The following is a 22395-nucleotide window of genomic DNA, read 5'->3' on the forward strand; positions in this document are numbered from 1 at the left end:
GCCCCGGCGCGCACTGGGTAGGGCTGCGGTAATCCCCTTGACGCCGTACTCGACAAGGAGGCCCCCGTGGCCGCACCGGCACACCTTCTGCTCTCGGCCCTGTCCAAACACGTGGCGGAGCCGCCCGCCGACCACCTGCTGCCCGAGCCCCGGCTGCCCGCCGAATCCGGCCCCAGCGTGTTCAGCGCGGAGGGCACCTGCGCCGACGTCCCGCTCACCAGCGAGCCGCCGCTGCCCGACGCCGAGCCGCTCACCAGCGAGCCGCCGCTCGCCGAGGCCGCCCCCCTGACCAGCGAGTCGGTCGCCGAGTCGGCCGAACAGGACCCCTGCCGCGCGGAGTTGTAGATGACACAACCGCGGCCGGCCGAACCTCCCGGATCCGCCGGGTCTCCCGAACCTGCCGGGACTGCCGGGTCCTCCGGGCCTTCCGGGCCTCTCGGTGACGAGTTGGCCCGGCTCGCCGCGCTGCACGGCGTCGCCGCCTCCTACAGCCCCTCCCCGGGCCGTACGGTCACCGCCTCCGCCACGGCGATCGTCGCGGCCCTGGCCGCCCTGGACGTCGACGCGAGCACCCCGGCGGCCGCGCGCGCCGCGCTCACCGCCCGCGAACGGGAACGGGACGAACGACTGCTGCCACCGACGGTGGTGCACTGGCTGGGCCCCGCGGCGGACGCTCCCACGGGCGGTGGCCCCGCGGCGGACGCGGACGCCGGGCTGCCGCCGGCCGCCCTCGCCGGGCTGCCCCCCGGCACCCGGCTGGACGTCGAGACCGAGCAGGGCGAGACCCGCACATGGGTGCACGGCGCGGACCGGAGCGGCGACCGCGTGGACCCGACGGCCCCCGTGGCCCCCCTGCCGCCCGGCGTCCACCGGCTGACCGCCACCGCCCCCGACGGCCGCACCGGGCGGGCGCACCTGATCGCCGCCCCGCCCCGGCTGCCCACCCCGGCGGCACGCTCGTACGGGCTGCTCGTCCAGCTCTACTCCCTCCTCTCCCACCGCTCCTGGGGCATGGGCGACCTCGGTGACCTGGCCGAGCTGAGCGGCTGGGCCGGGCGGACGCTGGGAGCCGGGTTCGTGCAGGTCAATCCGCTGCACGCGGCCGTGCCCGGACCGCCCGCCGACCCGTCCCCCTACCGCCCCTCCTCGCGCCGCTTCCCCGACCCGGTGCACCTGCGGGTCGAGGACGTCCCGGAGTTCGCGTACGCCGAGGACCGCGAGCGGCTGCGGCCCCTGCTGGAGCGGGCCGGCCGGCTGCGCGCCGCCGTACTGGACGAGGGCTCGCTGATCGACCGGGACGCGGTGTGGGAGCTCAAGCGCGAGGCGCTGGAGCTGGTGCGGCGGGTGCCGCTCGGGCCCGGCCGCCGCGCCGCCCACGCCGACTTCCTCGCCGAACAGGGGCGGGCCCTGGAGGACCACGCCACCTGGTACGCGCTCGCCGAGGTGCACGGCTCGGACTGGAGCCGGTGGCCCGAGGGGCTGCGCGACCCGCGCTCGACGGAGACCGCCCGCGCCCGCGCCGCGCTGCGGGACCGCGTCGACTTCCACTCCTGGCTCGCCTGGCTCACCGACGCCCAGCTCACCGACGCCCAGCGCACCGCCCGCGAGGCGGGCATGGGGATCGGGATCGTGCACGACCTCGCCGTGGGCGTGCACCCCGGCGGGGCCGACGCCTGGGCGCAGCGGGACCACTTCGCGGCCGGCATGTCGGTCGGCGCACCGCCGGACGCCTTCAACGCGCGCGGCCAGGACTGGGGCCTGCCGCCCTGGCGCCCCGACCGGCTCGCCGCCTCCGGCTACGCGCCCTTCCGCCGGCTGCTGCGCGCCCTGTTCCGCTACGCCGGTGCCCTGCGCATCGACCACGTCATGGGCCTGTTCCGGCTGTGGTGGATCCCGCAGGGCCTGCCGCCCACCGAGGGCACGTATGTCCGCTACGACGCCGAGGCCATGCTCGCCGTGCTGGTGCTCGAGGCCTCGCGGGCGGGGGCCGTGGTGATCGGCGAGGACCTCGGGACGGTGGAGCCCGGGGTGCGCGAGACCCTGGACCGGCGCGGGGTGCTCGGCACCTCGGTGCTGTGGTTCGAACGGGACTGGGAGGGGTCGGGCCGCCCGCTGCCCCCCGAACGCTGGCGCGCGGACTGCCTGGCCACCGCCACCACCCACGACCTGCCGTCCACCGCGGCCCGCCTCACCGGCGAACACGTCGCCCTGCGCCACCGCCTCGGCCTGCTCACCCGCCCCCTGGAGGAGGAGCGCGCGGAGGCCGCCGCGGACACGGACGAGTGGCTGGCGCTGCTGACGGAGCTGGGCCTGCTGCGGCGCACGGACGGCGCCGGCGGCGCGGCCGCGGAGGAGGAGGCCGGCATCCAGGCCGTCCACCGCTTCCTGCTGCGCACCCCGGCCCGCATGATCGGCCTGTGGCTGCCGGACACGGTCGGCGACCGGCGTCCGCAGAACCTGCCGGGCACCTGGGACCAGTATCCGAACTGGCGCCTGCCCGTCGCCGACGCCGAGGGCCGCCCGGTCACCCTGGAGGAACTCGCCGCGTCGCCCCGGCTGCGCGCCCTGACGGACGTGCTGCGGACGGACGCACGGACCGCGCCGGACGACACGGGCTGACCACCGGGAAGCGCCGGGGCCCGCGCGGGTGCGACCCGTGGGGTTTTTTCCGCGGCCGTCCGGTGCGAATACGGCACCCCGGGCGCGTGACCCGTTCCGGGGTTCGCTACGTTTGCACCGTGGACAAGAAGAACGCCCTGCGCGCCGGCGCTCTGGCCGCCGGTACGACGCTGATGATGCTGCTCATGTCGTCCCCCGCGCTCGCGCTGACGCGCGACGACGGCGACGACCCCGGCAAGGGCCTGAGCGTCATCCAGACGCTGGGTCTGTTCGTCGGTCTCCCGCTCCTGCTGTTCCTGGTCATCACCGGCCTGGTCATGGTCCTGGACAAGTCCAAGGACAGGCAGCCGCGCGCGAGCCGGGACGTGGACGTCAAGGCCGAGGCCTGACGCGGGCCTCTCCCGCCGCGGTCCGTCAGCAGCACGATCCTCCGAGGGCGCCGACCTCGCCGTACGTACGCGCACAGCCGCCGTACGTGGGTGAGGTGGGCGCCCTGGGTGCGTTGCGGGACCGGAGAGCCTGGCGGCCGCGGGGCCGCCGGGCGAGGGCCCTACGCCGGTGCCCCCGGTGACTGGGACGTCCCGGCCAGCAGCTCCCTGAGCAGGTCGGCCAGCTCGCCCGCCCGTTCGGCGTCCAGGGCGGACAGCGCCTGCGTCTGCGCGGCGAGTCCCGCTCCCACCGCCTCGTCGATGAGCCGCAGCCCCTTGTCGGTCAGCGTGACCCTGAGGCCCCGCCGGTCGTGCGGATCCGGCGAGCGGCGCAGCAGCCCCGCGCCCTCCAGCTTGTCCAGCCGCCCGGTCATCCCGCCCGTGGTGAGCATGAGCGTCGCCGAGAGCTGCCGGGGCGAGAGCGTGTAGGGCTCGCCGGCACGGCGCAGCGTGGCCAGCACGTCGAACTCGCCCCGTGAGATCCCGAACGGCGCGTACGCCCTCTCCATCCGGTCTCCCATCGCCCGCGAGAGCCGGAAGATCCGCCCGAAGACCTCCATCCCCGCGGTGTCGAGATCGGGCCGCACGGCCGCCCACTGGTCGATGATCGCGTCGACGGCGTCCGCGCGCGGTCGGGGGCGTTGAGTCATGGACCGAGTATCCGCCGCCCTACGGTTCGGCCGCAAGAAAGTAGCTTGACGATAAGTAGCTTGCAGCTAAGCTAATTTTCATGGCTGACTCCCGGCGTCCCGCCGCCATCTGGTCCCTGGCCGCCCTCACCGCCCTCGCCCCGGTCTCCTGGGGCACCACCTACGCCGTCACCACCGAGTTCCTGCCGCCCGGGCGGCCCCTCTTCACCGCGCTGGCCCGGGCGCTGCCCGCCGGGCTCCTGCTGCTGGCGATGGCCCGGGTGCTGCCGAAGGGCGCCTGGTGGTGGAAGGCGGCGGTCCTCGGCGCACTGAACATCGGCGCCTTCTTCCCGCTGCTGTTCCTGTCCGCGTACCGGCTGCCGGGCGGAATGGCGGCGGTCGTCGGATCGGTGGGGCCGCTGTTCGTCGTGGGACTCTCCGCGCCGCTGCTGGGGCAGCGTCCGACGGGGCGGGCGCTGCTCACCGGGATCGTGGCGGCGTTCGGGGTCAGCCTCGTCGTGCTGAGGGCGGCCGGCGCGCTGGACGGCGTGGGAGTCGCCGCCGCCCTCGCCTCCACCGCCTCGATGTCCACCGGCACCGTGCTGGCCAAGAGGTGGGGCCGCCCGGCCGGTGCCGGTCCGCTCGCGCTGACCGGCTGGCAGCTCACCGCGGGCGGCCTGCTGATCGCGCCCCTCGCCCTGCTGGCCGAGGGGCCTCCGCCCGCGCTGGACGCCCGCGCCCTCGGCGGCTACGCCTACCTCGCCCTGGCCAACACGGCGCTCGCCTACTGGCTCTGGTTCCGCGGCATCGGCCGGCTCTCCGCCACCCGGGTCACCTTCCTCGGCCCCCTGTCGCCGCTCACCGCCGCCGTGGTCGGCTGGGCCGCCCTCGGACAGGCGCTCACCCCGGTCCAACTGGCCGGCATGGCACTGGCGTTCGGCGCGACGGTGGCGGGACAGCTCGGTCCCGGACACGGGGGCGGCGCGCGCGGTGGTGCGGCTGCCGGTGTGCGGGCGCGGTGCGGTGGTCCGGGGGCGGACGTCGGCCACGCGGGCTCTCCCTCGGGTCGGCGAGCGGGGGCCGCTCCACCGTCTCGACGCACGGCCCGTCAGGTACGGCTCGCCGGTCCGGTGCGGGAGGCATGCGTGCGCCAAGAGTGACGGGGCGGGGGCGCAGAGCGGAACGGAAAGGGGCGCCCGGTCGAGCACCGGACGCCCCTTGTCGTCGTACGGGCCGTGTTACGGCTGGGCCGCCGTGTCCGCCGCCTGGGCCTTCAGGGCGCGCTCGACGCCCGCCCGTGACTCCGAGACCAGCCGGCGCAGCGCCGCGTTCGGCTCGGCCGAGGCCAGCCACTCGTCGGTCTTGCGCAGGGTGTCCTCGGACACCTGGATCGACGGGTAGAGGCCGACCGCGATCTGCTGGGCCATCTCGTGGGAACGGGCGTCCCAGAGGTCCTTGACCACCTCGAAGTACCGGTCGGTGTACGGCGCGAGCAGCTCGCGCTGGTCGGTCTGCACGAAGCCCCCGATGACCGCCTCCTGGACGGCGTTCGGGAGCTTGTCGGACTCGACGACCGACGCCCAGGCCTCGGCCTTGGCCTCCTCGGTCGGGCGGGCGGCGCGGGCGGTGGCCGCGTGCCGCTCACCGGCCGCCGTCCTGTCGCGCTCGTACTCGCCCGCGATCTCCGCCTCGTCGAACCGGCCGACGGCCGCCAGCCGCTCCACGAACGCCCAGCGCAGCTCCGTGTCCACGACCAGGCCCTCGATGGTCTGCGAGCCGTCCAGCAGGGACTCGAGCAGGTCGAGCTGCTCCGGCGTGCGCGCGGTCGCCGCGAAGGCGCGCGCCCACGCGAGCTGGTGGTCGCTGCCCGCGTCCGCCGCCCGCAGGTGGGCCAAGGTGGCGTCCGTCCAGCGGGTGAGCAGGGCCTCGCGGGCGGCCGGGTCGGCGTACAGGTCGACGGCCAGCTTCACCTGGCGGTGCAGCGACTGCACGACCCCGATGTCGGACTCCTTGCCGATCCCGGACAGCACCAGGGACAGGTAGTCGCGGGTCGCCAGCTCCCCGTCCCGGGTCATGTCCCAGGCCGACGCCCAGCACAGGGCCCGCGGCAGCGAGGACTCGAAGTCGCCCAGGTGCTCGGTGACGACGGCCAGCGATCCCTCGTCCAGGCGGACCTTGGCGTACGACAGGTCGTCGTCGTTGAGCAGGATCACCGCCGGGCGGCGCCGGCCGGCCAGCTGCGGCACGGCGGTCAGCTCGCCGTCCACGTCCAGCTCGATCCGGCCGTCCGCGGCGCGCACCAGCTTGCCGCTCGCCTCGTCGAGGTCGTACAGGCCGATCGCGATCCGGTGCGGGCGCAGGGTGGGCTCGCCCTTGGCGCCGGCCGGCAGGGCCGGGGCCTCCTGGCGGACGGCGAAGGAGGTGATGACCCCCGCCTCGTCCGTCTCGATCTCCGGGCGCAGGATGTTGATGCCGGCCGTCTCCAGCCACTTCTTCGACCAGGTCTTCAGATCGCGCCCGGAGGTCTCCTCCAGCGCGCCGAGCAGGTCGGACAGGCGCGTGTTGCCGTAGGCGTGCCGCTTGAAGTACGCCTGCACGCCCCGGAAGAACTCGTCCATGCCGACGTAGGCGACGAGCTGCTTGAGGACGCTCGCGCCCTTGGCGTAGGTGATGCCGTCGAAGTTGACCAGGACGTCGTCCAGGTCACGGATGTCCGCCATGATCGGGTGGGTGGACGGCAGCTGGTCCTGCCGGTACGCCCAGGTCTTCATGGAGTTGGCGAACGTGGTCCACGAGTGCGGCCAGCGCGAGCCGGGGGCGTACGCCTGGCAGGCGATGGAGGTGTACGTGGCGAACGACTCGTTCAGCCACAGGTCGTTCCACCACTCCATGGTGACCAGGTCGCCGAACCACATGTGGGCCAGCTCGTGCAGGATGGTCTCGGCGCGCAGCTCGTACGCCGCGTCGGTCACCTTGGACCGGAAGACGTACTGGTCGCGGATGGTGACCGCGCCCGCGTTCTCCATCGCGCCCGCGTTGAACTCCGGCACGAAGAGCTGGTCGTACTTCTCGAACGGGTAGGCGTAGTCGAACTTCTCCTGGAACCAGTCGAAGCCCTGCCGGGTGACCTCGAAGATCGCGTCCGCGTCGAGGAACTCGGCGAGGGAGGGCCGGCAGTAGATGCCGAGCGGGACCGACTGACCGTCCTTCTCGTACACGCTGTGGACGCTGTGGTACGGGCCGGCGATCAGCGCGGTGATGTACGTCGAGATGCGCGGCGTCGGCTCGAACACCCAGACGTTTTCCCGCGGCTCGGGCGTCGGCGAGTTGGACACCACCGTCCAGCCCTCGGGCGCCTTCACGGTGAACTGGAAGGTGGCCTTCAGGTCCGGCTGCTCGAAGGAGGCGAAGACCCGTCGGGCGTCCGGTACCTCGAACTGGGTGTAGAGGTAGGCCTGGTCGTCGACCGGGTCGACGAAACGGTGCAGGCCCTCACCGGTGTTGGTGTACGCGCAGTCCGCGACGACCCGCAGGATGTTGCGGCCCGCGAGCAGGCCCGGCAGGGCGATCCGGGAGTCCGCGAAGACCTCGGCGGGGTCCAGCGAGTCGCCGTTGAGGGTCACCTCGTGGACGGCCGGGGCCACCAGGTCGATGAAGGAGGCGGCGCCTTCCTCGGCGACGTCGAAGCGCACCGTGGTCACGGACCTGTAGGTACCTCCCCCACTCTCAGCTCCGTTCGAGCGGGTGGGACCCCCACCCTCCGCGCCGGAGAGGTCGAGATCGATCTCGTACGAGTCAACGGTGAGCAGCTTCGCCCGCTGCTGCGCCTCTTCGCGAGTCAGGTTTGTGCCAGGCACGCGGTCATCTCCTCGTGATGTGTGGATTGCGCCATCTTTCCACGTGACCCGCGCGGAACGCGACGACCGGAACCCGCCGGTGACCGGGGCGGGGGAGCGCGAGCCTGGGGGCATGACGACAGTGAGCGGAACGACGGGATACAGCGCACGTGCCATCGCCCCGGTGGTGCTGGCGCGGCTGCGGGAGCGGGACGACGCCGGACGCCCGGCGGCCCCGTACACCGACGAGGAGGGCGGCGCGCCCCTGCGCTGCTGCCTGCGCAGGAGCGAGCCGGGGGAGCGGATCGCGCTGGTCTCCTACGCCCCGCTGCGGCGCTGGGCGGCGGAGACGGGCGCCACCCCGGGCGCGTACGACGAGCAGGGGCCGGTCTTCATCCACGCGCGGGAGTGCGCGGGGCCGGCCGGCGAGAGCCGTCCGTTCAGCGACGCCCACCGTGTGGTCCGGCGCTACGGCGCCGACGGGCGCATCCTGGGCGGGCGGCTGGTCGGGGAGGGCGCCGCCCGGTTCGACGCGGCCTTCGCGGAAGCGTTCGACGACCCGGCCGTGGCGCTCGTCCACGTCCGGGCCGTCGAGTACGGCTGCTTCCTCTACGAGGTGCGCAGGGGCCGGGCCACTGGTGACTAGCCCTTGAGCTCCGCCGCCACCAGCTCCGCGATCTGCACCGCGTTCAGGGCCGCGCCCTTGCGGAGGTTGTCGTTGGAGATGAACAGGGCCAGGCCGTTGTCCACCGTTTCGTCGGGGCGGATCCGGCCGACGTAGGACGGGTCCTGTCCGGCCGCCTGGAGCGGCGTCGGGATGTCGGAGAGGGCGACGCCGGGAGCACCGCCGAGCAGCTCGGTCGCGCGCTCCACGCCGATCGGGCGGGCGAAGCGGGCGTTGACCTGGAGGGAGTGGCCGGTGAAGACGGGCACGCGCACGCAGGTGCCGGACACCTTCAGCTCCGGGATCTCCAGGATCTTGCGGGACTCGTTGCGGAGCTTCTGCTCCTCGTCGGTCTCGTGCAGGCCGTCGTCGACGACGTTGCCCGCGAGGGGGAGCACGTTGAAGGCGATCGGGCGCTTGTAGACGGAGGGCTCGGGGAAGTCCACGGCCGCGCCGTCGTGGGTCAGCCGGTCGGCCTCCGCGACGACCTTCATGGTCTGGCCGTGCAGCTCGGCGACGCCCGCGAGGCCCGATCCGGACACCGCCTGGTAGGTGGCGACGACCAGCGCCGTGAGGCCCGCCTCCGCGTGCAGCGGCTTGAGAACCGGCATCGCGGCCATCGTCGTGCAGTTCGGGTTGGCGATGATGCCCTTGGGGCGGTCGGCGATCGCGTGCGGGTTCACCTCGGACACCACCAGCGGCACGTCCGGGTCCATGCGCCACGCCGAGGAGTTGTCGATCACCACGGCGCCCTGCGCCGTGACCTTCTCCGCCAGCGCCCTGGAGGTCGCGCCGCCCGCCGAGAACAGCACGATGTCCAGGCCGGTGTAGTCCGCGGTGGCAGCGTCCTCCACCGTGACCCCGTCGAGGACCGAACCCGCCGATCGGGCCGAGGCGAACAGGCGCAGTTCGGTGACCGGGAAGTCGCGCTCCGTGAGGATCCCGCGCATGACCGTGCCGACCTGACCGGTGGCTCCGACGATTCCGATCCTCACGGGGACTCCTTCTGCTCATTCACTCTGCGTACGCGGTACGCGCAGGACGGTTCCATCATGCGTCTGTCCTGGGTCCGTCTGTCCAATCATTGCCCACGGAGTGGGACGGCCCGGTGGACGGGCCGCACCGGAAACGCGAGGGGCGGGCTCCGTATGGAGCCCGCCCCGCCGTCACGTACCGGAGGTGGAGACCGCCGTTACTGGACGACCTTGCCGATCTTCACGCTGCCGAGGCCCGCGGCGGTGCCACGGGTGTTCAGCACCTGCACCTCGCCGAAGAACTCGCGGCCCGCGGGGGCCGGCTGGTTCGCGACGACGTCGGCGGAGATCTGCGCCGTGCCGTTCGGGGCGAGGGTGTACACCTTCGACTCGTCGACCTTGACCGAGCCGAGCGCCGCCGAGTAGTACACGTCCCGGTAGTCGTAGGCCGTGGTGCCGGCCGGCACCGAGTAGGCGTCGATCAGGACGGTGTACGTGCCCGCGGCGGGCTTGGCGATGGAGACGGACTCCTCCGAGCCGCCCGCGGCCGAGTAGGCGACGCGCGTGCCGGCGGCGTTGTACACGTACAGGTCCAGGTCGGCCCCGGCGTCCGAGACGTTGCCGATGGCGACGTCCAGGCGCTCCGCACCGGCCGGCACGACGATGGTCGTCGTCTGCTCCTCGCCGTCACGGATGCCGGGACGGTCCGACTTCGACGAGCCCAGCGAGCCGCCCTTGAGCTGGGCGTCAAGACCGGCGAGCTTGTTCGTCAGCGTCCAGGACACGGGGGTCGGCGTACCGGCCTTCGCCTCGTCGACCGTCTGCACCGCGGGGCTGAAGTCCAGCCCGTACACGGCCGCGTTCAGCTTGTACGGGTTGTCGAGCAGCGGCGAGGTACGACGCGCCTCGACCTCGATCTCCCAGACGCCCGGCATCGGCTTGGCGTACGAACGCACGTCCGGACGGCAGGTGTTGGCCGGGTTGTTGTAGTTCGGGTAGCAGTACGGGGTCGAGGTGTTGTCCACCGGGGTGCCGTACGGGTGGATCGCGATGAAGCGGGTCTGGCTGCCGTCCTTGAGGCCGCTCATCGAGACCTCGAGGGTCTTCGCGCCGGCGGGGACCGTCACGAAGTACGACTCGGTGCTGTTGCGCTGTGCCACACCCGACACCGAGTAGGTGTAGGAGGGCTTGGCGATGTCCGTGGCGACCACCACGGTCAGCATGATCTGCTTGTCCGCACCCTCGGTGCGGTTGTCGTCGACCTCGAGGATCGCGCTGTGCACGCCGGCCGAACCGGGACGCGCCTCGATCCTGACCGTCACCGGCTTGTTCAGCGGCAGCGAGACCTCGTGCGAGCCGACGATCTTGAAGGTGCCGTCGTCGTTCTTCAGGCTCAGGTGGTGCTTGACCGAACCGGCCGCGCCCGTCGTCCGGGTGACCTGGACGTCGTAGGTCTTCTTCTGGCCCTTCTTCAGACCGCCCTCGCGGTCGTACAGACCGGTGCCGAAGTCCGGCGTGGCAAGCGCCCAGGACAGCGAGGTGCTGACCGGGGCCTTGACCGTGTACTCATGCGCCGAGGCGCCCTTCTCGATCGACTTCCAGGCCTTGACGATGTCCATCAGGCCGGCGCCCTCGGTGTGCGGCTGCTCGCCCTTGATGTGCTGGGCGGTCGAGGTCAGCGCGGTGCGCAGCTTCGCCGGGGGCAGGTCGATGTGCTTCTGCTTGGCCGCCGACAGCAGCAGCGCGGACGCGCCGGCCGCCTGCGGGGAGGCCATCGAGGTGCCCTGGAGCATCGAGTAACCGGCCGGCAGCGAGTAGCCGGCCTCGGCGACCGGGCCGCCGGGCAGCCAGGTCTGGGTGGTGTTGATGGCCGCACCGGGCGCCGAGATGACCGGCGCGAAGCCGCCGTCCTCACGCGGACCGCGCGAGGAGAACGGCATCATCGAGTACGACTTGTTCACCACGGAGCCGTAGTTGGCGGCCCAGGTCTCCTTGGAGATGGTCGCGCCGACCGAGATGACCTTGTCGGCGAGGCCGGGGTCGCCGATGGTGTTCAGACCCGGGCCGCTGTTGCCCGCCGAGATGACGAGCTGCACGCCGTAGGTGTCGATGAGCCGCGTGTACAGCTGGGCGCGGGCGTTGTTGCCGTCGTTGAGCGCCGGCAGGCCGCCGATGGACATGTTGACGATGTCCACGCCGCGGTTGACGACGAGGTCGATCATGCCCTCGGTGAGTGCGACGTTGGTGCAGCCGCCGTTCCAGTTGCAGGCCCGGGAGGAGACGATCTTCGCGCCCGGGGCTGCGCCGTTCATCCTGCCGCCGAACAGGCTGTTGGCGGCGGTGATGCCGGCGACGTGCGTGCCGTGCTCGGACTCGATCAGGCCGATGTTGACGAAGTCGGCCTTCTTGCCGATCCAGGACCCGCCGTAGGGGTCCATCGCCACGTCCTTGCGGATCTCCACGACGAACGGGATGCGCATGTCCGCGCCGGTCGCGGGGTCCTTCTTGTCCTGGCCGAAGTAGCCGACCTGGTAGCCGTCCTTGTACGGCTTCATCGGGACGTCGTCCGTGAAGTCGTTGTTGTTGTTCAGGTCGACACGGACGGTGCCGTTCGCCGGGTCGTACAGGACGCCCCAGACGCTGGTGGTCCTGCCGTCGCGGTCCAGGTCGCCGTCGGCGTCGCCGCCCTTGGTGGCGGACTCGCTGAAGGTGTTGAACAGGAAGTTGCCCGCCGGCGTCTTCCAGGTCTTGCCGCCCGAGGTGAACTGGGGGCCCGTGACACTGGCGGTCATCGGGCGCCAGGTGCCGTCGCTGTCGACGATCGGGTCGGTGGCGGTGACCCAGTCGACGATCTTGCGCTCGCCGGTGGTCGTCTTCTGGAGGGCGGGGTGGCCCAGGTCGACACCCGAGTCGAGGACACCGATGGTCACGCCGCGGCCGTCCGCCTTCGGGTTCTTCTTCACGAAGTCGACGGCGCCCGTCTCGAAGGACGGGTTGTACGGGTTCTCGGCAGGGGTGTTCTTGTCCGGCGCCGGGTAAGTGCCCTTGCCCTTGTCCTTGCCCTTGCCCTTGTCCTTGCCCTCGGGGGAGTCCGCCTCGGGCCTCGGGTCGTCGAGCGGGATGTCCTGCTTGAGGTCGATGGCCTGCACGGAGGACAGCTTCGCGGCGGCGGCGATCGCGGAGTCCGCCTTGCCCGTCGGCACGGTGGCGCGGACGTAGCCGAGCTTGTCGTAGGTGCGGCCCACGGCGCCGCCGTCGACCGCGTTCAGCTGCTTGGCGACCTGAGCGGTCTGGCCGGGCTCGGTCGCGATCATCATGGTGACGTTCTTGGCGCCCTCGGCCTTGGCCTCGGCGAGCAGTTCGGCACCGGCCGAACCGAGTTTGTCGCCCGCCGGCTTGACGGCCGGGTCGGTGGACGCGGGGCCGTCCTGGGCGACGGCCAGGGGTATCGGGCCGGCCACGGAGAGCGCGGCCACCACGCCGGCGGCCATGGCGATACGGGCCAGGCGTCTCGCGCCCGTGAGCGGTGCGCGCTGGGGGTCGGGGGTCATCGGCATCCCTTGCAGGTAAAGGAACCAAGCGAGGTGCGATCGGAGTCGATCGCGGTCGTCCGAATTTCGGAGTCGGATGATCGCTCAGCTTTACCTAAAGGAAAGATGTTTGACGAGAGTTGGTCCTGACAGGATGGACGCATGGCGTACTTCCGCCATGCGCCACGAGGGGCATAGGGGTCCAAACCGTGGCGCTTCCCCCGGTGGCACGGGCGGGCAACCGCCGCCGTCGTCACGGGCATTCACTCTGCCTCGCACCGGACCCGCAGACCTGGGGCCTCTCGCCGATTCGCCACGGACAGCCCCCTTCCTGCCGTAACGTCCCCCCATGAACCAGGAGTTGAGGGTGGCGGCCTACGCCGTGTGTGTACGGGACGGACGGCTGCTGCTGGCCCGCTGGGTGGCGGGCGACGGCACCCGGCGGTGGACCCTGCCCGGCGGCGGCATGGAGCACGGCGAGAACCCGTACGACACCGTCGTGCGCGAGGCCGAGGAGGAGACCGGCTACACCGTCGAACCGGTCGCCCTTCTGGGCCTGGACTCCGTCCGCCGCCACTACCCGCGCCCCCAGGGCGCCCAGGCCGACTTCCACGGCCTGCGCATCCTCTACGAGGCCCGTGTCACCGGCGGCGAACTGCGCCACGAGACGGCCGGTTCCACCGACCGGGCGGCCTGGCACCCCCTGCCCGCGGTGTCCGCCCTCCCCCGGGTGGGCCTGGTCGACGTGGGCCTTCACCTGTGGCACACCCGCCCGGCGGCGGGAAACCCCGTCTGACGTACGAGGAGGGGCCGCCCGATCGGAATCAGGCGGCCCCTCCTCTCCCCTCCTGGTGCGTCCCCGGTGGACGTCCGTCACTGCCGGGGGAGCGCCACCACGTATGCGGCCGGGTCGCGGTCGGTGGCCGCCATCAGTGCGGTGCGGACGACCGTCGCCTGCTGCTCCAGGGACTCGCGCAGCTTTCTGGGGGTCAGGTGGACGACCGTGATGCCCAGCCGTTCCAGGTGCTCGCGCTTGCCGGCGTACTCGGAGACCGCGGCCTCGTCGTCCGGCCGGCCCTCCTGGCGGTGGGCGCGGGTGTCCAGCTCCAGCGCGACCGCCTGCTCCGGCCAGTACGCGTCCACGCCGCCGAGGAGCGGGCCGCCCGGCAGCCGCAGGTCGACGTTCCAGACCGGGTCCGGCAGGCCGTACTCACGCACCATCCGGTACAGCCGGTCCTCCGCGAGCGCCCGCCCCTCGGCCAGCAGCAGGTCCACCGCGTCCACCACGTGCGGCTGGCTCAGCAGCCCGGCCCCGGCCAGCTCGCGGACCACGGCGGACGGCTCGCAGTACCCGCCGCGCACCGCCTCCGTCAGCAGCCGCCGTACCGTGCCCGCGTCAGACAGACCGGCCACCGCGTCCGCCAGGGCGCGCGGCACCGGGGCCACCGGCAGGCCGGTGACCGCCTCGGCGGCGGGCAGGCCGGCCGTGCGGACGATCCGCGCGCAGCCGGCCGAGCGCAGCCGCCGTCCGCGCTCCACCAGGACGTCGATCTTCTCCAGCGCCGGCAGGCCGGGCGACGCGGCCAGTCCGTGCAGGGTGAGTGCCGCGAGACCGGTGACCATCGCCTCCGCGTACACCGGCCGGTGCGGGCCGTGGGCGGTCGGCTGCGCCGGCACCCCGGCGGCCGCGCGGGGGAGCGGTCCGCGCGCCGCGTACAGGAGCACCGCGTGCAGCCGTTCCTCACTGGTCGGTGGGCCCGGATGGAGCAGGAACACCCCCGGCAGGAACTCCTGCCAGGGCCCGCCGGCGTGGCACCGTGCGGCGGCCTCGGCCGCCGGAACTCCGTGCTCGCGCAGCTGAGCGGTGGTCAGGACCCGGCGCGGGGCCTCGGCGAGGTGGTGCAGGGGGCGGGGGGAGAGCGGGGTTTCGTGGTTCATGTCCGGCACGTTTCCCGCACCGGATGCGGCCGTTAACCGCTGTTACACGCCCGTTGACAAACCTGGACAAGCTCGCCCTAAAGGACGGTTGTTCGGATGCCGAAAACCCCTGGTCCCCTCGCGGGTGGACCAGGGGTTACGGCAGGCCGGGCACGCATCTTGTAACAGTTACCGCAGGCCCGACCTTTGGCCAGAACTACGGATCAGCCGGCGGACGTTCCGGCCGCCGCGTCGCACTCCTGTCCGCGCAGGGCACGGGCCAGGTCGTCCCGGGCCTCCAGCACCAGGCGGCGCAGCGCGGGAGCGGTCCCCTCGTGCGCGGTGAGCCACGCGTCGGCCGCCCGAAGGGTCTCCGGGGAGTCCTGCAACGCCGGGAACAGCCCCCGCACGACGTCCATGCCGATCTGGATGGACCGCTCGGTCCACACCCGCTCGATCGCCTCGAAGTACCTCGGCGCGTACGGCGCGAGCAGCTCCCGCTGGGAGGACTGCCCGAAGCCCGCGATCGTGGCCTCCACCAGCGCGTTCGACAACGCGTCCGAGTCCACCACCTGTTCCCAGGCCCGCGCCTTGACGGCGGCCGAGGGCCGCGCGGCCAGGCAGCGCACCTGGTGCCGCTTGCCGGAGGCGGTGTCGTCCCGGGCGAGTTCGGCGGCGAGCGCCCTCTCGTCCGCCACCCCGTGCGCCGCCAGCGGCTCCAGGAACGCCCAGCGCAGCTCCTGGTCCACCTCCAGGCCGGCGATCTCCTCCGTGCCGTCCAGCAGACCCTTCAGCAGCTCCAGGTCGTTCGGCGCCGAGGCCGCCGTGGCGAAGAAACGCGCCCACGCGAGCTGGTGCTCGCTGCCCGGCTCGGCCTGCCGCAGCTCGGCCAGCGCACCCTCGGCCAGCGCCCGCCCGCCCGTCTCCCGCCACTGCGGCGCCGCGTAGTGCACCAGCGCGGACTCCGCCCAGGCGTGCAGCATCTGGAGCACGCCGATGTCGGTCTCCCGGCCGGCGAAGCGCAGCACCAGGCCGACGAAGTCCCGCGCCGGCAGCAGCGCGTCCCGGGTCAGGTTCCACAGCGCCGACCAGCACAGCGCGCGGGCCAGCGGATCGGTCAGGCCGCCCAGGTGCTCCCGCAGCGTCGCCAGCGAGGTCTCGTCGAAGCGGATCTTGCAGTAGGTCAGGTCGTCGTCGTTGACCAGCACCAGATCGGGCGCGTCCGCACCCGCCAGCTCGGACACCACCGTACGGGCGCCGGCCACGTCGGTCTCGGCGCGCGCGTACCGCTCCAGCGCCCCCACCTGGGAGCGCTGGTACAGGCCCACCGCCACCCGGTGCGGGCGCAGCTCCGGGTGATCCGCCGGGGCAATGACAGAGGCCTCCTGGATCACGGCCAGCTCCTCGATCCGGCCGTCGGCGCCCAGCACCACCTGCGGGGTCAGCGAGTTGACCCCGGCCGTCTGGAGCCACGACCGCGCCCACGCGCCCATGTCCCGGCCGCTGGTCTCCTCCAGCACCGCGAGCAGGTCGCCCAGCCGGGTGTTGCCGTAGGCGTGCCGCTTGAAGTAGCGCCGCGCGCCCTCAAGGAAGGCGTCCTGGCCGACGTACGCCACCAGTTGCTTGAGCACCGAGGCGCCCTTGGCGTAGGTGATGCCGTCGAAGTTCAGCTTGGCGTCCTGCAGGTCGCGGATGTCCGCGGTGACCGGGTGCGTGGAGGGCAGCTGGTCGGCGCGGTACGCCCACGCCTTGCGGCGGTTGGCGAAGGTGATCCAGCCGTCCGTGAAGCGGGTCGCGCCGACCAGCGAGAACGCGCCCATGAAGTCGGCGAAGGACTCCTTCAGCCACAGGTCGTCCCACCACTCCATGGTGACCAGGTCGCCGAACCACATGTGCGCCATCTCGTGCAGGATCACATTGGCCCGGGCCTCGTAGGAGGCCTGCGTGACCTTCCCGCGGAAGATGTACTCCTCCCGGAAGGTGACCAGGCCCGGGTTCTCCATCGCGCCGAGGTTGTACTCGGGCACGAACGCCTGGTCGTACTTGCCGAACGGGTACGGGTAGTCGAAGTGGTCGTGGAAGAAGTCCAGGCCCTGCTTGGTGACCAGGAAGACGTCGTCGGCGTCGAAGTGCTTGGCGAGTCCCTTGCGGCACAGCGCGCCCAGCGGGATCTCCAGCCGCGTGCCGTCCTCGAACACCCGCTCGTAGGAGTCCGTCACGTGGTGGTACGGACCCGCGACCACGCAGGTGATGTACGTCGAGATCGGCTTGGTCTCGGCGAACCGCCACACCTGGTCGTGCCGCTCGCCGGCCCCGTTGCTCCACACGGTCCAGTCCTCGGGCGCCCGCACCTCGAAGCGGAACGGCGCCTTGAGGTCGGGCTGCTCGAAGTTGGCGAAGACCCGGCGGGAGTCGGCGGGCTCGTACTGCGTGTAGAGGTAGACCTCGCCGTCCTCCGGGTCGACGAAGCGGTGCAGGCCCTCGCCGGTGCGCGAGTAGGCGCACTGCGCGTCCACGACCAGCTCGTTGTCGGCGGCCAGATCCTCCAGGAGGATCCGGGAGCCGTCGAAGACCTCGCTGGGGTCGAGGTCCCTGCCGTTGAGCGAGACGGCGGTGACGCTCGGCGCGAGCAGGTCGGCGAAGCTCGACGCGCCCGGCTCGTTGCAGCGGAAGCGGATGGTCGTCACGGACCGGAACGTCCGCGGACCGTCCCCGGTGTCCTCGCCCACCGCGGACCGCACGTCCAGGGACACCTCGTACCCGTCGACGGACAGCAGGGCGGCCCGCTCCCGGGCCTCGTCGCGGGACAGATTCTCACCGGGCACAGGCGGCACTCCCTCGGATGTTTTCACGATATGGACAGCACCGATCCTGCCATGCGGATATGCGGCGCGGCAGCCGGGAATGCCGTGCCCGACCGTCGATGTTGGCAGTTCAACGACCCTTTACCGAGGAGAGCCATGTCCGAGACCGCCTCCGCCGCGACCCCGTCGTCCGGCAAGACTCCTGTCGACTTCTGGTTCGACCCGCTGTGCCCGTGGGCCTGGATGACGTCCCGGTGGGTGCTGGAAGTGGAGAAGGTGCGGGACATCGAGGTCCGCTGGCACATCATGAGCCTCGCGGTGCTCAACGAGCCGAAGCTGGACGAACTGCCCGAGGAGTACCGGGAGCTGCTGACCACCAAGGCGTGGGCGCCGGTGCGCGTGGTCACCGCGGCCTGGCAGAAGCACGGCCAGGACGTCCTCGGCCTGCTCTACACCGCGCTCGGCACCCGCTTCCACAACCGTGGCGAGGGCCCGACCCGCGAGGCCCTCGTCGCCGCGCTCGAGGAGGTGGGCCTGCCCGCCGACCTGATCGACTACGCCGACCAGGAGAACTTCGAGTTCGACGCCGAACTGCGCGCCTCGCACAAGGAGGGCATCGAGAAGGTCGGCCAGGACGTCGGCACCCCGGTCATCGCGGTCCCCGGTCCCGACGGGGAGCAGATCGCCTTCTTCGGCCCGGTCGTCACCCCCACCCCCAAGGGCGAGCAGGCCGCCCGCCTCTGGGACGGCACCCTCGCGGTCGCGTCCGTCCCCGGCTTCTACGAGATCAAGCGCACCCGCACGGTGGGGCCGGACTTCAGCAACCTGTGACCTGTCCGGCAGGCGGAAGCCCCCGCGAGTCGCGTACTCGCGGGGGCTTCTCCGTCTCCGGGCGGCGGTGTTCCGCGCCGCGTCAGCTCCGGGCGCGCCGGCGCTGCCGGAGGTACCCGGCGGCCGCCAGGACCAGCGTCATGCCGCCCGTCGAGTACAGCTGCACCCGGGTGCCGGACTCGCCGGCCATCAGGACGAAGACGGCCGCCATGCCGGCCAGGGCCACCCAGGTGAGCCACGGGAACGCCCACATCCGGACCGTCAGCCTCTCCGGCGCCTCCTGCTCCAGCCTGCGGCGCAGCCGCAGCTGCGAGACGGCGATGAAGATCCAGACGACGAGGATCACCGCGCCGATCATGTTCAGCAGCCAGGGGAAGACGTCGTTGGGCCGCCAGTGGCTCAGCAGCACGCAGACGAAACCGAAGACGGAGCTGGCCAGCACCGCGCGCCGCGGCACCCCGCCGGTGACCCTGGCCAGCGCCTTCGGTCCCTGGCCGCGTTCGACCAGCGAGTACGCGATGCGCGAGGAGCCGTAGATGTTGGCGTTCATCGCGCTCAGCAGCGCGACCAGCACCACCACGTTCATCAGCTGACCGGCGCCCGGGATGCCCAGGTGGTCCAGCGCGGCGACGTACGGGCCCTTCCCGACGATCTCCCCGGAGTCCCAGGGGACGAGCGTGACGATCACCGCCATGGAGCCGACGTAGAACAGCGCGATGCGCCACATCGCCGTGCGCACGGCGCTCGCCACGCCGCGCACCGGGTTCTCCGACTCGGCCGCCGCGATGGTGACCGTCTCCAGGCCGCCGTAGGCGAAGACCGAGGCGAGCAGGCCGACGATCAGTCCGTGGCCGCCGTGCGGCAGGAAGTCGGTGAGGTTCGAGGCGCCCGGGGAGTCGGTGCCGGGCAGCACGCCCGCGACGGCCAGCACACCGAGAACCAGGAACAGGGTGATCGCGCCGACCTTCAGCGCGGCGAACCAGAACTCGAACTCGCCGAAGTTCTTCACCGCGGCCAGGTTCGTGCCGCAGAACACCACCATGAACAGCGCCACCCACGCCCACTCCGGTGTGCCCGGCAGCCATCCGGTGACGATCTTCGCGGCGCCCATGCCCTCCAGACCGACCGCGGTGCACAGCAGCACCCAGAACGACCAGCCCGCGGTGAAACCGGCCCATGGACCGAACGCCCGCTCGGCGTGCGCGGAGAACGAGCCCGACGACGGATAAGCCGCCGACATCTCGCCGAGCATCCGCATCACCAGCATCACGAGCGCGCCGGACAGGGCGTAGGCGACGACGATCGAGGGGCCGGCCGCGGCGATGCCCGCGCCGGAGCCGACGAAGAGGCCGGCGCCGATCACACCGCCGAGGGCGATCATCGACAGATGGCGCTGCTTCAGGCCGTGGGACAGGGAGACGTCGTCCGCCTGCGAAGGCGTTTCGACCGTGGTGCTGCTTGGCATGGGGCGCTCGTCCGGTGGGGGGAGGTGCGAAAACTCCCACAGTCTGGGCGGCCGCCCCAGCGCGGCGGAGCGGCCGCCCACGATCCGGACGTGCGCTGTACGCGGAGTGAGGCCCCGACTACCGAGCGGCCCGCGTGCCGGGCCGGAGCCGTCCATGACCGGGTGAGTGGCCGAGGCGTTTGGCGGGACCCTACAGTCGCCGTCCCCTTCCCGCACGTGGCGGAAACCGCGCCACCTCAGTGACCGGCATCACGTCCCATCGGGTGTACGGACCCTTCTTTGTGCGAAACGGACCAAGCGTCCGCTCCCCCCTTGTCGACCGCTGACGGTGATCGCCGCGCCACCGCTGGGATAGCGTCACGCTGTCCCGAACTGCCCTCTCCCCGCGGAGTCCCCATGAGCACCGCTGCCGCCACCCCCACCCGTACCGGGGTCGTCCTCGCCGACCTGCTGCCGGCGTCCCGTGTCCGGGACGTGGCCCTCGTGGTGGGCGGCGCCGCGCTCACCGGACTGGCCGCCCAGATCTCGCTGCCCGTGCCGCACTCCCCGGTGCCGGTGACCGGCCAGACCTTCGCGGCGCTGCTCGTGGGCACCTCGCTGGGCGCCGGCCGCGGTCTCGTCGCCCTCGCGCTCTACGTGCTCGCCGGCGCGGCGGGCGTGCCGTGGTTCGCGGGCGGCGCCTCGGGCGCGGGCTCCGTCTCCTTCGGCTACGTCCTCGGCATGCTGCTCGCCGCCACCGTCGTGGGCGCCCTGGCCCGCCGCGGCGGTGACCGCAACGTCTGGCGCACGGCCGGCACGATGGTGCTGGGCACGGCGATCATCTACGCGGTCGGCGTGCCCTACCTGGCCCTGGCCACCGGCATGTCCGCGTCCGCCGCGGTGGCCGCCGGCCTCACTCCGTTCCTGATCGGCGACGCCCTCAAGGCCGCCCTGGCGATGGGCCTGCTGCCCACCGCCTGGAAGCTGGCCGGGAAGTGACCGCACCCTTCCCGCTGCCGTAGTTCTCCGCCGATCCGCGGAAGCCTGCGCAAGAGGCCGGCCGGTGGACGTCGCTCCGTGACGTCCACCGGCCGGCCTCTTCGTCGTTTCCCGCCCCGGCCGTCGTCAGCCGGTGGCGACCTTCTCGGTCTCCTCGTCCGCTTCCTCGGCGGCCGGGGCCGCGGCCGCCGCCCGGCCGTTGTCGAGCCTCTGCTTGACGAAGGAGATCGCCAGCACGATCGCCGCGACCAGCATCGACAGCAGTACGGTCTCGCGGCCGTCGTGCTCGGTGTCGGTGAGCATGTAGCCGAAGACGAAGACGATCAGCGCGGCCGCCGCCCACGTCAGATACGGGTACAGCCACATCCTCACGACCAGCTTCTCCGGCGCCTCCCGCTGGATGATCTTCCGCATCCGCAGCTGCGAGAAGCAGATCACCAGCCAGACGAACAGGGCGACCGCGCCGGAGGAGTTGACGAGGAACAGGAACACGGAGTCCGGGAACCTGTAGTTGAAGAACACGGCCACGAAGCCGAACACGACCGAGGAGACGATCGCGGCCATCGGCACGCCGCGGCGGGTGGTCCGCGCGAAAGCCTTCGGCGCGTCCCCGCGCTCGCCGAGCGAGAAGGCCATCCGGGAGGCCGTGTAGAGGCCGGAGTTGAGACAGGAGAGCACCGAGGTCAGCACGATGAAGTTCATGATCTGACCGGCGTGCGCGATACCGAGGGAGTCGAGGGCGGCGACGTAGGAGCCCTTCTCGGTGATCGACTTGTCGTTCCAGGGCAGCAGGGCGACCACGACGAACACGGAGCCGAGGTAGAAGACGCCGATACGCCAGATGATGCTGTTGGTCGACTTGGTGACGGCGCGCTGCGGGTCCTCCGACTCGCCCGCCGCGAGGGTGGCGATCTCGCTGCCCATGAAGGAGAAGACGACGAGCAGGACACCGGTGAGGATGGCGCCGGGCCCGTTCGGCAGGAATCCGCCGTGGTCGGTGAGGTTGCCGAGCCCCGCCTTGTCGCTGTGCACGCCGGGCAGCAGGCCGAACACGGCCAGTCCGCCGACGACGATGAACGCGCCGATCGCCACGACCTTGATCCCGGCGAACCAGAACTCGAACTCCCCGTAGGAGCCGACGGAGACGAGGTTGGTGGCGGTCAGCACCACCATGACGATGAGGGCCCAGCCCCACTGGGGCACGGCCGGCACCCATTCGGAGAGGATCTTGGCGCCCGCGGTCGCCTCCACGGCCAGCACGACGACCCAGAAGAACCAGTACAGCCAGCCGATGGAGAACCCGGCCCAGCGGCCGAGCGCCCGGTCGGCGTGCGCCGAGAAGGAGCCCGAGGTGGGGTTGGCTGCGGACATCTCGCCGAGCATGCGCATCACGAGGACGACGAGCGTGCCGACGAGGGCGTAGGACAGGAGGATGCCCGGTCCGGCGGTGGCGATGGCGGAGCTGGAACCGACGAAGAGGCCGGCGCCGATGACGCCGCCGATCGCGATCATCGACAGATGGCGGTTCTTGAGCCCGGCCTGGAGCCCCGAACTAGTCATGGACGGAAATTCCTTTGCTCTGGGGAGCGGTCTCCCGCACGAGCGGCGTACGGGATGGTCCAGTGAATCGGAGGCATTGGAATCCGTGAACCTTCGAAATGTAATTGTTACTTGAGGTTTTTTTGAGCTTTCGAAGGTGTAGGTATTTCTTTCTCGCGGG

At 72.0% G+C, this 22395-nt stretch carries 16 protein-coding genes; 8 read left to right on the top strand and 8 right to left on the bottom strand.

Going from position 1 to position 22395, the window contains the following annotated elements; genetic code table 11:
- Positions 1-66: 66 nt before the first annotated feature.
- The 3 genes from ACIOWN_RS31510 (at position 67) to ACIOWN_RS31520 (ending at position 3008) form a co-directional block, all read left to right on the top strand.
- A complete protein-coding gene (locus ACIOWN_RS31510; protein ID WP_362356552.1) occupies positions 67-345 on the top strand; it encodes a hypothetical protein in 279 nt (92 codons plus the stop codon).
- Positions 346-2619, top strand: a complete 2274-nt coding sequence (malQ, locus tag ACIOWN_RS31515; RefSeq protein WP_401984074.1) for a 4-alpha-glucanotransferase — start codon at positions 346-348, stop codon at positions 2617-2619.
- A gap of 119 nt (positions 2620-2738) precedes the next feature.
- Complete coding sequence (locus tag ACIOWN_RS31520) at positions 2739-3008, top strand: hypothetical protein (protein ID WP_362356556.1); 270 nt, start codon at positions 2739-2741, stop codon at positions 3006-3008.
- Positions 3009-3169: 161 nt separating this feature from the next.
- Here ACIOWN_RS31520 and ACIOWN_RS31525 read toward each other — a convergent pair whose 3' ends face one another.
- The gene (locus tag ACIOWN_RS31525; RefSeq protein ID WP_362356558.1) at positions 3170-3697 is read right to left on the bottom strand and encodes a MarR family transcriptional regulator; all 528 of its coding nucleotides are present in this window, start codon (positions 3695-3697) and stop codon (positions 3170-3172) included.
- An 80-nt stretch (positions 3698-3777) separates the two neighbouring features.
- Between ACIOWN_RS31525 and ACIOWN_RS31530 the strand changes: the two genes are divergently transcribed.
- The gene (locus tag ACIOWN_RS31530; protein WP_362356560.1) at positions 3778-4836 is read left to right on the top strand and encodes an EamA family transporter; all 1059 of its coding nucleotides are present in this window, start codon (positions 3778-3780) and stop codon (positions 4834-4836) included.
- A 78-nt stretch (positions 4837-4914) separates the two neighbouring features.
- On the opposite strand, the gene pepN (ACIOWN_RS31535) is transcribed toward ACIOWN_RS31530, so the two are convergent.
- Positions 4915-7533, bottom strand: a complete 2619-nt coding sequence (gene pepN, locus ACIOWN_RS31535; RefSeq protein WP_362356562.1) for an aminopeptidase N — start codon at positions 7531-7533, stop codon at positions 4915-4917.
- A gap of 112 nt (positions 7534-7645) precedes the next feature.
- Here pepN (ACIOWN_RS31535) and ACIOWN_RS31540 point away from each other — a divergent pair, with 112 nt between their 5' ends.
- Positions 7646-8158 (top strand): DUF1203 domain-containing protein, encoded by a 513-nt coding sequence (locus tag ACIOWN_RS31540; protein ID WP_401984076.1) that lies wholly within the window; start codon positions 7646-7648, stop codon positions 8156-8158.
- Here the strand turns inward: ACIOWN_RS31540 and ACIOWN_RS31545 are convergent.
- Entirely contained in the window at positions 8155-9171 is a 1017-nt protein-coding gene (locus ACIOWN_RS31545; RefSeq protein WP_401984078.1) for an aspartate-semialdehyde dehydrogenase, read from the bottom strand. The genes ACIOWN_RS31540 and ACIOWN_RS31545 overlap by 4 nt on opposite strands.
- A gap of 197 nt (positions 9172-9368) precedes the next feature.
- A complete protein-coding gene (locus ACIOWN_RS31550; protein ID WP_401984081.1) occupies positions 9369-12701 on the bottom strand; it encodes a S8 family serine peptidase in 3333 nt (1110 codons plus the stop codon).
- A 328-nt stretch (positions 12702-13029) separates the two neighbouring features.
- Between ACIOWN_RS31550 and ACIOWN_RS31555 the strand changes: the two genes are divergently transcribed.
- Complete coding sequence (locus tag ACIOWN_RS31555) at positions 13030-13476, top strand: NUDIX hydrolase (protein ID WP_362356570.1); 447 nt, start codon at positions 13030-13032, stop codon at positions 13474-13476.
- A 77-nt stretch (positions 13477-13553) separates the two neighbouring features.
- Here ACIOWN_RS31555 and ACIOWN_RS31560 read toward each other — a convergent pair whose 3' ends face one another.
- Positions 13554-14618, bottom strand: coding sequence for a hypothetical protein (locus ACIOWN_RS31560; RefSeq protein WP_401984082.1), 1065 nt, complete (start codon positions 14616-14618; stop codon positions 13554-13556).
- Between the two features lie 203 nt (positions 14619-14821).
- Entirely contained in the window at positions 14822-17422 is a 2601-nt protein-coding gene (gene pepN, locus ACIOWN_RS31565; RefSeq protein WP_401984084.1) for an aminopeptidase N, read from the bottom strand.
- 135 nt (positions 17423-17557) lie between these two features.
- Between pepN (ACIOWN_RS31565) and ACIOWN_RS31570 the strand changes: the two genes are divergently transcribed.
- Positions 17558-18232: a DsbA family protein gene (locus ACIOWN_RS31570; RefSeq protein WP_401984086.1), complete on the top strand. Its 675-nt coding sequence runs from the start codon at positions 17558-17560 to the stop codon at positions 18230-18232.
- Positions 18233-18314: 82 nt separating this feature from the next.
- Here the strand turns inward: ACIOWN_RS31570 and ACIOWN_RS31575 are convergent, their stop codons facing one another.
- Positions 18315-19697, bottom strand: a complete 1383-nt coding sequence (locus ACIOWN_RS31575; RefSeq protein WP_401984087.1) for an amino acid permease — start codon at positions 19695-19697, stop codon at positions 18315-18317.
- Between the two features lie 396 nt (positions 19698-20093).
- On the opposite strand from ACIOWN_RS31575, the gene ACIOWN_RS31580 reads away from it, so the two are divergent.
- Positions 20094-20675 carry a biotin transporter BioY gene (locus ACIOWN_RS31580; protein WP_100566821.1) on the top strand — a complete coding sequence of 194 codons (582 nt, stop codon included), beginning with the start codon at positions 20094-20096 and terminating at the stop codon, positions 20673-20675.
- 126 nt (positions 20676-20801) lie between these two features.
- On the opposite strand, the gene ACIOWN_RS31585 is transcribed toward ACIOWN_RS31580, so the two are convergent.
- A complete protein-coding gene (locus ACIOWN_RS31585; protein ID WP_362356578.1) occupies positions 20802-22235 on the bottom strand; it encodes an amino acid permease in 1434 nt (477 codons plus the stop codon).
- Positions 22236-22395: the final 160 nt, after the last annotated feature.

It is taken from the genome of Streptomyces sp. NPDC087787 (assembly GCF_044743035.1).
Classification (GTDB): Bacteria; Actinomycetota; Actinomycetes; order Streptomycetales; family Streptomycetaceae; genus Streptomyces.